Genomic DNA, 11,270 nt, shown 5'->3' with positions numbered 1-11,270 from the left:
TGGCGGCGTAAACGCCTTATCCGGCCTACTCGCGCAATTCATTACAACACTTTATGTGGGCCGAAGCATTCGTAATGAATGTTTTCGTTTTTCACGCCCAGACCGACCAGTTGCTTCGCAGCGAACTGCATAAAGCCAACCGGGCCGCACAGGTAAAACTGCATCGCCGGGTCGCTGATAGCGCCTTCCAGTTTGTTCAGATCCATCAGCCCAACGCTATCAAACGCACCTTTTGCGCGATCGGCTTCGGTTGGCTCACGATACCAGGTGTGTGCGCTAAAGCGTGGCAGCGTTTTGCCCAGTTCATGCACTTCATCGGCGAAGGCATGCACGTCGCCGTTTTCAGCCGCGTGGAACCAGTTAACCTGCGCGGTGTGTTGCGCTTTTGCCAGCGTATCCAGCATCGCCAGCATCGGGGTCTGCCCCACGCCTGCGGAAATCAGTGAAACAGGGGTATCGGTAGAAACATCCATAAAGAAATCGCCCGCAGGTGCGGCCAGGTGAACAACGTCGCCAACATTCGCATGGTTGTGCAGCCAGGTTGAAACCTGACCACCGTCTTCACGCTTAACCGCAATACGGTAGCCCTTACCATCCGGTTTGCGGGTCAGCGAGTACTGACGAATCTCCTGATGTGGGAAGCCTTCCGGCTTCAGCCAGACGCCCAGATACTGCCCCGGGTGGTATTCCGCGACCGCACCGCCGTCGACCGGTTCAAACTCAAAGCTGGTGATTAACGCGCTACGCGGGGTTTTGGCCACGATGCGGAAAGGACGGGTACCTTCCCAGCCGCCATTTTTGCTGGCATTTTCGCTGTAGATTTGCGCCTCACGGTTGATAAAGACGTTCGCCAGCACGCCGTATGCTTTGCCCCACGCATCCAGCACTTCCTGGCCTGGGCTGAACATCTCATCCAGCGTTGCCAGTAAATGGCCACCCACGATGTTGTACTGCTCGGGTTTAATCTGGAAGCTGGTGTGCTTCTGGGCAATTTTCTCGACCGCTGGCAGCAGCGCTGGCAGGTTTTCGATATTGCTGGCATACGCGGCAATGGCGTTAAACAACGCTTCGCGCTGATCGCCATTACGCTGGTTACTCATGTTGAAAATTTCTTTCAGCTCTGGGTTATGCGTAAACATGCGATCGTAGAAATGGGCGGTCAGCTTCGGACCTGTTTCAACCAGCAGGGGAATAGTGGCTTTCACTGTAGCGATGGTTTGTGCGTCAAGCATGCGGTCTTCCTTTATCTGAGACTTTAATGATGTATGTCAAATACATCTTATAAAAAATACCCCTGCATTGTAAATGGTTCTTTGTAACTTTGCGTTGTAAAGGTTACATCGTGAAAAATCTGCATCACAAACCTGAAAAGAAATCCGTTGAAATTCAGCAGAGCTTTGTTCTGCAAAGCCTTGCGTGCCGTGAAGGTAATCGTTTGCGTAAAATCCTTTGTCAAGACCTGTTATCGAAGAATGATTCGGTTATACTGTTGGCCGAAGTCCTAGGGACAACCTTTTTAGGCCGAAATTCTATTGTTAGCTGAGTCAGGAGATGCGGATGTTAAAGCGTGAAATGAACATTGCCGATTATGATGCCGAACTGTGGCAGGCTATGGAGCAGGAAAAAGTACGTCAGGAAGAGCACATCGAACTGATCGCCTCCGAAAACTACACCAGCCCGCGCGTTATGCAGGCACAGGGTTCTCAGCTGACCAACAAATACGCTGAAGGTTATCCGGGCAAGCGCTACTACGGCGGTTGCGAATACGTTGATATCGTTGAGCAACTGGCGATTGACCGCGCGAAAGAGCTGTTTGGCGCTGATTACGCTAACGTCCAACCGCACTCTGGCTCTCAGGCTAACTTCGCTGTTTACACCGCGCTGCTGCAACCGGGCGATACCGTTCTGGGTATGAACCTGGCACAAGGCGGCCACCTGACTCACGGCTCCCCGGTAAACTTCTCCGGCAAACTGTACAACATCATCCCTTACGGCATTGATGAGTCCGGTAAAATTGACTACGAAGACATGGCTAAGCAGGCCAAAGAGCACAAGCCGAAGATGATCATCGGCGGCTTCTCTGCTTATTCCGGTGTGGTTGACTGGGCAAAAATGCGCGAAATCGCTGACAGCATCGGCGCATACCTGTTCGTTGACATGGCGCACGTTGCGGGTCTGATTGCCGCAGGCGTTTATCCGAACCCGGTTCCACACGCACACGTTGTGACCACCACCACCCACAAAACCCTGGCGGGTCCACGTGGCGGCCTGATCCTGGCGAAAGGCGGTGACGAAGAGCTGTACAAAAAACTGAACTCCGCGGTGTTCCCAAGCGCGCAGGGCGGCCCGCTGATGCATGTTATCGCGGCAAAAGCGGTAGCGCTGAAAGAAGCGATGGAGCCAGAGTTCAAAGTTTACCAGCAGCAGGTTGCTAAAAACGCCAAAGCGATGGTGGAAGTGTTCCTGAACCGTGGTTACAAAGTGGTTTCTGGCGGTACTGAAAACCACCTGTTCCTGCTGGATCTGGTGGATAAAAACCTGACCGGTAAAGAAGCTGACGCCGCGCTGGGCCGCGCTAACATCACCGTGAACAAAAACAGCGTGCCGAACGATCCGAAGAGCCCGTTTGTGACTTCCGGTATCCGTATCGGTTCTCCGGCTGTGACTCGCCGTGGCTTTAAAGAAGCGGAAGTGAAAGAGCTGGCTGGCTGGATGTGTGACGTTCTGGACAACATCAATGACGAAGCTGTTATTGAGCGCGTCAAAGGTAAAGTACTGGATATCTGCGCACGTTTCCCGGTTTACGCGTAAGCAATACGGATTGCCGGATGGCGGTGTAATCACCTTATCCGGCCTACATACGAATAACTTGTAGGCCGGATAAACGCAGTATCCTCCGGTCGTTATATCGATTTAAGCAAGATTGCTTCGTCGACTAAAGCCGCCACTGGCGGCTTTTTCTTTGCCTGAATCCATTTCCGCAATAAACGTATTTCTCGGCCCTGATTCAACGTTACGGCGCCGACTATCACGCCATCCTGCAGGTTAAACCATATCGCTTTCTGCGCATCAGCATCGCCGCGTACAAGCCAGCTATCTCCCTGCATTTCGCCAATAAACTGCAGATTATCCTGGTATTGGTCAGTCCAGAACCAGCCTGGTGTCTTCTCCGGCAACGGTAAATTGAGCATTGCTGCGGCAGCAACCTGCGCCTGGATATTGGCATTTTCCCAGCTTTCTACACGCGCCAACGAACCGTCGGGCTGATGCGTCAGCGCCACGTCGCCGGCAGCAAAAATCGCCGGATCGGAGGTGGTACAAGCGGTATCAACGATAATGCCGTTCGCCGTCTCCAGGCCTGCATCGCGGGCCAGTGCGTCATTCGCCACGATGCCAATGCCGTAGATCACCGCATCGGCAGTGATGGTTTCACCATTTTGCAGCGTCAGGGTAAGTAACTCTCCGCTTTCGACATGCTCGATGGTGCTGTTGAGCCGTATCTGCACACCCGCCTGTTGGTGGCGTGCTAGCAGATAGTCACGCACCGGGGCAGGCGCATTGCGGCCCATCACCGTTGGCGCCTGCTCCACTACCGTTACCCGACAGCCGCGCTGGGTCGCGCTGGCCGCCAGTTCCAGGCCAATGGTGCCCGCCCCGACAATCACCATCGATTTACCGGGGAGTAAAGCGTCGCGCAGACGAGTCGCGTCGTTCGCGTGGCGCAGGGTAAAGCAGCGATCGCCCAGTTTATCCAGCAGTGGAAGAGGGCGGGCAGCCGCTCCCGTGGCAATCAGTAGCTGATCCCACGGATAACCCTGGCCGTCAGCCAGCGCTAGCTGATGTGTCTGGCGACCGAGCGTCTGGATAGTCACGTTCAGATGCAGATGAACAGTATTTTCCTGCCACCAGGTCGCGTTTAGCACCGGCTGCAGCTGCGGGGCGTCGTCCAGCAGCATCGCTTTGGACAATGGAGGGCGTTCGTACGGCAGATGCGGCTCATTGGAGAACAGATGTATCTCGCCGTCAAACCCTTGCTGGCGCAGTGCTACCGCCGCCATCGCTGCGGCCTGTCCACCGCCGACGATAGCAATAATTTTGTTGTGCATAACGCCTCCTCAGAGATCCAGCCCGGCGGCAACGTGGCGAATACCGCGAATACCCAGGCCAGCATCGGCATTGATCATCACGCCGCTCAACGTACGGTTGTTGCGCTTTGATGCCAGCATCACGTATGGACCGGTAAAATCTGCTGGATCAGGGAAAAACTGCAGCGGCAGGATAGCGGCGATTTTTTCCGGCGTCAGTGATTGCATAATTGATGTATCGTTCTGACCCAACGCCTGCGGGCCGCGCAGGTCAGTTGCCATACCGCACGGCCCTACGCCGTTGACACGAACTTTCGGTGCTAGCTCGTAGGCTAACTGACGAATGAGTCCGGTTGCGGCGTGCTTGCTTGCGGTATACAACGGGCCGCCGCCGCCGGGATACCATGCGGCATTGGAGAGGGTAAAAATGATACTGCCTTCGCTGGCAATAAGCGCAGCGGCACAGGCTTTCGCACCCAGCAGATAGCCCAGCACGTTAACGTTAAACAGCTCATGAAAGCCGCTTTCCAGCGCCTCGGCGGAGGTATTGATCAGCGAAGCATTATGATCCCAAATCCCGGCATTACCGATAAAGCAGTCCAGCTTGCCGAACGTCGTGAGGATCTGATCTACCGCCCGCTGATAGTCGGCATAACTGGTGACATTGCCTTCTACCGCCAGCACGTGTTCGCCAAAGCGTTGGCGCAGGCTGGCGACCTTGGCTGGCGACAGTTCCAGCGTGGCAACTTTTGCACCTTCTTCGATAAAGCGTTCGACCAGTGCCAGACCAAGGCCAGAGCCACCGCCAGTGATAAAGATGATGTTGTCGCGTAAATCGCTCATCAGGTCCCTCCGGGAATATCAACAAATACATCGCTACCTTCCACATACACGGTATAGGTAGTCAGCGGATCGGTGGCGGGCAGGCATAGCGCTTTGCCGGTTTTCAGACAAAAACTGGCCGCATGCAGCGGGCATTCCACGGTGGCATCGTCTTCCAGATAACCTTCCGACATCGAGGCATTGCCGTGGCTGCAGCGATCGTTAATGGCATAAAACTCGCCGCCGACGTTGAACAGCGCGATGACGGGCGACGTGTCGAGCCGGAGAGCTTCACCCTCCAGCAAATCCCCTACGGGGCAGGCATAAATACGGCTCATCAGAACAGGACACTCAGGTTATGGGAGGTGATCACCGCCTGATCCAGCACGATCTCACGCTCCAGTAAACGCCACTCATCACCCGGCAGACGACGGACTTTGTCTACGCGCATGCCAACGTAAAAGGTTTCATCTCGCTCTTTTTGCGCGCGGTACAGCAGGTAGTTAAGGCGCACCGCGAACACGTCGGGTTGGCCCGTTTCGCTGACCAGCAGATTGCTGATCAGATGACGAGTGCGCGATGGCGGCTCTTCCGCCCAGGCCATACCGGTTTCGAGGCGGGCGATCCGGCGCTCAAGCTGATCTTTGTTGTCATTGAAAATCCACGTCGTCGGCGGCTGCACGCCTTTGCGACGATCGCGGGTCTGGGCATTGACTGTGGTACGCATGGTGTAGCGAATGTCGTCGTCCAGTTGTGCCAGCCAGTCGCGAAACTTCCAGTCATCCAGCAGGCTGGCCTCATGGTAGAGAAACTGCGCAATGCGATGATGAAGCTCCAGGGAGACTAAGGTACTCATTTCATCACCTCCTGCTGGTAAGCGGCGGTTTTCTCATGCACTTCCTGCCAGCTTTCGCTACTAAGCAGATCGGCCCAACGCTGGTACATGCCGCGCGCGGCGGTTTCTGAGAAGATGTAGTTGGTGATCCCCGGAATACCGTCTTCACGGCGTTTTTCCTGGCCCAATCCCATCTCCAGACACAGTTTGGTATTGCGCGCCCGGTGGCCTTTCAGCAGTTTTTGAATTTCACACCAGTTTTCTGAGTCATCCTGCTCAAGGAACCCAGCCGGGCCGAAGGCACGGGTAGCGCTGTTTTCAAATGCCGCTTTGACGTCATCTGACGCGGCCTTATCAGTAATACAAAATGCCCACACTTCTACCTGATCGGGGCCACGTGGATGCCAGACACGCAGCGTGGCAGTGCCGTTTAGCCATGACAGCGTTGGGAAGATATTGTTATGGCCCGCCAGTCGCAGAGCGCGAACTTTGCCCAGCCGCTGTTCGGCCTCGGCGTAGGTATCGCGGTAATAGCTGGAGACTTCACCGTCGACCCAGACGTTGGCATCCGGATTTTCAGTAAAGAAAAATCCGCTGCCGTGACCGTCCTGACCGAATTGCAGCGCATCTTTGGCGGTTTCCCACACCGGACGGGCAGTTTGTCCGTCCCCCAGGCGTTTATCGCTGCCGTCATCTTTCGCGCCCAGTACCTGAACGGCAGAAGCATGGCTAAACAGGGCGTGATATTGGTCGCTGGCAAACTGCTCGGCGGGGAATTTCCAGTTACAGTCGATAGTCCATTTTTGTACACCACCGACGATTTCTGTGCCGCCTTCGCGACGATCGAGCACGCCGTCCAGATACCAGGCGATGTCGCCGAGATAATCGCGTAGCGCAGGCGCACTGGTGTCCCAGTTACCGAAGATCAGCCCCTTGTAGCTCTCCACGCCGGGCACTTCGTTCAGGCCCCAGTGAGATTTGCACAACCCTTGTGGGTAAGCGCGCGGCTCCAGCGGGACATCGATGAGCTCGCCGTTAATACCGTATGACCAGCCGTGATATGGGCAGGTAAAGGCGCGGGTGTTGCCGCAATCGGCGTAACTGACCCGCATTGCGCGGTGACGACATTGGTTGAGAAAGGCTTTGATGCTACCGTCTTTCTGACGCACCACCACGACCGCATCCTCGCCCATGTAGGTGTTAAAAAAATCACCGGGTTTGGGGATTTGGCTTTCGTGGGCGAGGAATAACCAGCAGCGTCCAAAGATGCGTTCCAGCTCCAGTTGGTAAATTTCAGGGTCGGTATAAATCCGTGGCGTTACGCGACCGTTTTGGGTATCAATCAGTTGGTAGATGTCTAAATTTGAGGGTGTGGTCATATTTTTTAATCCTGAAAGCTAAGATGTATTGACCTTCTTTTTATGTGCCCTAAGGATGTTGCTGGTTAGTTATCAATCTGTGAAATAGTAAATTTCTACCAGTTGAGACATTTTTTCGATAACAAGGAGAAGGGTATGGAACTGAGGCACTTACGCTATTTTGTCGCGGTGGCGCAGGCGCTGAATTTCACCCGTGCGGCAGAAAAGCTGCATACCTCTCAGCCGTCGTTGAGCAGCCAGATCCGCGATCTGGAGATCTGTGTGGGCGTTCCGTTGCTGGTACGCGATAAGCGAAAAGTGGCGCTGACGGCGGCGGGAGAGTGCTTTTTACAGGATGCACTGGCTATCCTCGAACAGGCGGAGAGCGCGAAAATTCGCGCCCGTAAAACGGTGCAGGAAGATAACCATTTTACGATTGGTTTTGTTCCTTCAGCAGAGGTGAATCTGCTGCCTAAGGTGCTGCCTTTGTTTCGTTTAAAACAACCGGATACACACATTGAACTGGTGAGTCTGATAACTACGGAGCAGGAAGAGAAGATCCTGCGTGGGGAGCTGGATGTGGGCTTAATGCGTCATCCGGTTTACAGCCCGGAGCTGGACTATCTGGAACTTTTCCATGAGCCGCTGGTGGTGGTGCTACCGGTTAACCATCCGTTAGCCAGTGAAAAGGCAATATCGGCACAGCAACTGAACGGCGTCAATTTTGTCAGCACCGATCCCGCTTATTCCGGTGCGTTAGCGATGATTGTCAAAAACTGGTTCCAGCAGCAAAAAAGCCAGCCCAATGTTGTACAGGTGGCGACCAACATTCTGGTGACCATGAATCTGGTCGGTATGGGACTGGGGGTCACTTTGATACCCGGTTATATGAATAATTTTAATACCGGACAGGTGGTTTTCCGGCCAATTGTCGGCGATATCCCGACCATTTCACTGCTGCTAGCGTGGAAAAAGGGGACGATAAAACCCGCGCTTGCTGATTTTATCGCCACGGTACAGGAACGTTTAGCGGTGAGTCTGACAGAGTAATGGTTACAGCTCGCTCAGTTGTGATTCCACATACAGATAGCCAATCCCCATCAGCGGCTCAACGTCGGCTATTCGGGCTGGAGTGGTCGGGCCGTCATTCAACGCAATGTGATGGAAGTCACGATTTTAGCGCAAACTCCATGGTTGATGCTGTTCAGAATGTCGGGTGAGTCGTTCCTGTGTCTTGAGCCGCAGACGCATCCGGTAAATGCCCACCACATGCAGGGGCAGCCGGGATTGCAGGTTCTGGCTCAGGGGGAACGTTGCCATTTTTCGCTGCAAATTTGTATCGAATAGGGCGAAAATCATGTTATTTGTCTGTTAATGCTCTCTTGCGCCAGCCTGCGTTTGTCGCCAGACTATCGCCTCCAAACGGGAGGGATTCATGGCTCTGCATTCCACGCGCTGGCTGGCGCTCAGTTATTTCACCTATTTTTTTAGCTACGGTATTTTTCTGCCTTTCTGGAGCGTCTGGCTCGAAGGGTTGGGGCTGACGCCGGAAACCATTGGTGTGCTGCTGGGCGCGGGGCTGATTGCTCGTTTTCTGGGGAGTTTGCTGATTGCGCCGCGCGTGAGCGATCCCTCTCGCCTGATCTCTGCTTTACGTATTCTGGCGCTCCTGACGCTGGTGTTTGCGCTGGCCTTCTGGGCCGGCACTAACGTCGCGTGGCTGATGGTGGTGATGGTCGGCTTTAACCTGTTTTTCTCACCGCTGGTGCCGCTGACCGACGCGCTGGCCAACACCTGGCAAAAACAAATAACCATGGATTATGGTCGGGTGCGCCTGTGGGGGTCTGTGGCCTTTGTCATCGGCTCTGCGTTAACCGGTAAACTGGTGAGCCTGTTCGATTACCGGATGATCCTTGTCCTGTTGTCGCTAGGGGTCGCGTCGATGCTGCTGGGGATGATGATCCGCCCGAGCGTTCAGCCTGCGGGTGAAAACCGTCAGCAGGAGAGTGCGGGATTGCCGGCCTGGCGCACGTTGATAGCCCAAAGCTGGCGTTTTCTTGCCTGCGTAAGCCTGCTGCAAGGGGCTCATGCGGCCTATTACGGTTTTAGCGCTCTCTACTGGCAGTCTGCCGGATACTCCGCTTCGGCGGTAGGGTACTTATGGTCGCTCGGTGTGGTGGCGGAAGTGATTATTTTTGCGCTCAGCCACAAGCTATTCCGTCGCTTTAGCGCTCGCGATCTGCTGCTGCTCTCTGCCGTTTGCGGCGTGGTGCGTTGGGGATTGATGGGCTGGAGCACCGAACTGCCGTGGCTGATTGTGGTGCAGATCCTGCATTGCGGAACCTTTACCGTCTGTCACCTGGCAGCGATGCGCTATATCGCGACGCGACAGGGCAGCGAAGTGATTCGTTTGCAGGCGGTGTATTCCGCGGTGGCGATGGGCGGCAGCATCGCTATCATGACCGTGTTCGCTGGCTACCTGTATCAAAACCTGGGCAGCGGCGTATTCTGGGTGATGGCGCTGGTGGCGCTTCCCGCGATTGTCCTGCGACCAAAAGTGGTGGCGCAACCGGCAGCATCATGATTCGAGGATTTTGCGGATCTGCTGCTGCTGATGTTGCGTAAGCGCCAGGTCCGCATGAATCAACGGCGGTGAAAACAGCGGTAGCGGCGTGGTGTACGGTGTAATAATCAGCGCCACACCACGCGGTGAACCTTCTTTTTGAAAGTCCTGCATCGGCATATGTTTTACGTTGAGTGGCAGCAGCGTCAGTTCTCGCAGCTGTTGCTCTATATGCGCTTCAAGTTGTTCGTTACTACCAGTCAGCAGGATAATCTGCTTTTCGTGTAAATCCTTTTCCTGCATCAGCCAGGCACCGAAAATGACGGCCACCAGCCCGGTCTCTTCCTCTGAAAAACGCACATCGTATTCCTCTTCGAATCCGTGTAACGCTTCACGCGTGGTGCGTACTAACCGGGGATACAGCCGACTGAACTCTTCCGGCAGGGTGTTATCAATGCCGATGGCAAACACGCTGCGGTTAAGCGCCTGGGCAAGGTGAATATACAGCTGATCGTTCAGCCCTTGCTCATCGCTGAAGCGGACGTTGCCATATTCACGAAAACGCAGCACCAACCGGGCAATCTCCAGGCGCAGACGACGATCCTGCTGGTGGTTATCACGAATCGGGTCGGGGATGCGGAGCATTGAGAACAGCAACGCCATAAACAGCGATTCCCCCAGTGGCGCACGCTGCATAACGTGCCGTTGCCAGTGGCGGCCGATTTCCTCAGCGAGTGGGTATTCGGCACAAGCTTGCGCCCAGCGTTGTTGCAGAGGATTAAACTCCGGGGTGATCCCTGCGTGATGTTGTAGCAGGCAGTACTGTAAATAAAGCCGCAGGAACTGGATATCACGGCACTCAAACGGCTTCTGCAAGCGTCGGGAACACAGGTTGATCAGCGCATGCAGATTGGTGTCGTCATACAGCGTCCGCGCAATACCGTGTTGTTTAAGTTCCATTTTTAACGCCGGGGTAAACTGCTGGGCAATAAACGTTGGACAAATCCGCAGGCCACGGCGCAGCCACTGTAACAGGCACAGACGCTGATTGAGCGGGGTTCCCTCTATTGCATAATGTCCATTCTGAGCGGTGGTAATGGCGAGTCGGTGATAGCGCTGGATTTCGAGTCCGGCACCGATAATATCTTCCCGAACCGTGGCATCATCGACCCCGTTCAGCGAGCTGAAAGTCTGCGCAGTGGCAATTTGCCCAGGCAGGAAAAGCGTCAGAAGCACCTGACAACGGCGCTGGGGAGCGGATAGTACAGATGGCGGGGCAAGCGTTGACATCATCTGTAGGGTCTCCCGTAAGTATGTTTGATAAGAATAGCTAAAGTTTGCTTATTGAAATGGAGAATGGAATGCTTTCCGCCAGGAATGCTGGAGAGCGTCACAGAATTTTTAACGTGCGGAACAGATAGCGGTAGTCGAACGCAGCGCGTTAATCCGCTTTTTCACTGTTTTATCTTTTGTTTAGATATATAAAAATCGGCAGATTGCGCAATGACGCCCTGTTAACGCTACGGCATTAACATATGTTGGCTGAGCATATGAATATGCTCTCTCAGAGAAAGGGTCCCGTTCACCTCATGTTCATCGCTTTTCTG

10 protein-coding genes and 1 pseudogene are annotated in these 11,270 nt (G+C 54.5%); 4 read left to right on the top strand and 7 right to left on the bottom strand.

Features of this window, described 5'->3' with window-relative positions:
• Nucleotides 1–41: 41 nt before the first annotated feature.
• A complete protein-coding gene (hmpA, locus tag FDX19_RS12230) occupies nucleotides 42–1,232 on the bottom strand; it encodes an NO-inducible flavohemoprotein (RefSeq protein WP_137382914.1) in 1,191 nt (396 codons plus the stop codon).
• Between the two features lie 325 nt (nucleotides 1,233–1,557).
• Here hmpA and glyA point away from each other — a divergent pair, with 325 nt between their 5' ends.
• Entirely contained in the window at nucleotides 1,558–2,811 is a 1,254-nt protein-coding gene (gene glyA / locus FDX19_RS12225) for a serine hydroxymethyltransferase (RefSeq protein WP_003835277.1), read from the top strand.
• Nucleotides 2,812–2,903: 92 nt separating this feature from the next.
• On the opposite strand, the gene hcaD is transcribed toward glyA, so the two are convergent.
• Genes hcaD through hcaE form a run of 5 tightly spaced genes read right to left on the bottom strand, consistent with a single transcriptional unit; the run spans nucleotide 2,904 to nucleotide 7,121 of the window.
• A complete protein-coding gene (gene hcaD / locus FDX19_RS12220; RefSeq protein ID WP_137382913.1) occupies nucleotides 2,904–4,106 on the bottom strand; it encodes a phenylpropionate dioxygenase ferredoxin reductase subunit in 1,203 nt (400 codons plus the stop codon).
• 9 nt (nucleotides 4,107–4,115) lie between these two features.
• Nucleotides 4,116–4,928, bottom strand: coding sequence for a 3-phenylpropionate-dihydrodiol/cinnamic acid-dihydrodiol dehydrogenase (hcaB, locus tag FDX19_RS12215; protein WP_137382912.1), 813 nt, complete (start codon nucleotides 4,926–4,928; stop codon nucleotides 4,116–4,118).
• Entirely contained in the window at nucleotides 4,928–5,245 is a 318-nt protein-coding gene (hcaC, locus tag FDX19_RS12210) for a 3-phenylpropionate/cinnamic acid dioxygenase ferredoxin subunit (protein ID WP_137382911.1), read from the bottom strand. The genes hcaB and hcaC overlap by 1 nt, the downstream gene beginning before the upstream one ends.
• Nucleotides 5,245–5,763, bottom strand: a complete 519-nt coding sequence (gene hcaF / locus FDX19_RS12205; RefSeq protein ID WP_137382910.1) for a 3-phenylpropionate/cinnamic acid dioxygenase subunit beta — start codon at nucleotides 5,761–5,763, stop codon at nucleotides 5,245–5,247. Before hcaF ends, hcaC begins: the two co-directional genes overlap by 1 nt.
• Entirely contained in the window at nucleotides 5,760–7,121 is a 1,362-nt protein-coding gene (gene hcaE / locus FDX19_RS12200; protein ID WP_137382909.1) for a 3-phenylpropionate/cinnamic acid dioxygenase subunit alpha, read from the bottom strand. The genes hcaF and hcaE overlap by 4 nt, the downstream gene beginning before the upstream one ends.
• A gap of 135 nt (nucleotides 7,122–7,256) precedes the next feature.
• Between hcaE and hcaR the strand changes: the two genes are divergently transcribed.
• The 3 genes and pseudogenes from hcaR to FDX19_RS12185 all read left to right on the top strand — a co-directional run bounded on the left by hcaR (nucleotide 7,257) and on the right by FDX19_RS12185 (nucleotide 9,684).
• Complete coding sequence (gene hcaR, locus FDX19_RS12195; RefSeq protein WP_137382908.1) at nucleotides 7,257–8,150, top strand: DNA-binding transcriptional regulator HcaR; 894 nt, start codon at nucleotides 7,257–7,259, stop codon at nucleotides 8,148–8,150.
• Nucleotides 8,151–8,201: 51 nt separating this feature from the next.
• Nucleotides 8,202–8,447: pseudogene (locus FDX19_RS12190) on the top strand (aldose 1-epimerase); the annotation flags it as partial.
• Nucleotides 8,448–8,535: 88 nt separating this feature from the next.
• Complete coding sequence (locus FDX19_RS12185; RefSeq protein ID WP_137382907.1) at nucleotides 8,536–9,684, top strand: 3-phenylpropionate MFS transporter; 1,149 nt, start codon at nucleotides 8,536–8,538, stop codon at nucleotides 9,682–9,684.
• On the opposite strand, the gene csiE is transcribed toward FDX19_RS12185, so the two are convergent.
• Nucleotides 9,679–10,956, bottom strand: coding sequence for a stationary phase inducible protein CsiE (gene csiE / locus FDX19_RS12180; RefSeq protein WP_137382906.1), 1,278 nt, complete (start codon nucleotides 10,954–10,956; stop codon nucleotides 9,679–9,681). The genes FDX19_RS12185 and csiE overlap by 6 nt on opposite strands.
• Between the last annotated feature and the right edge of the window lie 314 nt (nucleotides 10,957–11,270).

The sequence above is a fragment of the Citrobacter sp. wls619 genome (assembly GCF_005281345.1).
Classification (GTDB): domain Bacteria; phylum Pseudomonadota; class Gammaproteobacteria; order Enterobacterales; family Enterobacteriaceae; genus Citrobacter.
The sequence above is the reverse complement of the archived record's forward strand: the minus strand, read 5'-3'. Positions and strand labels throughout refer to the sequence as shown.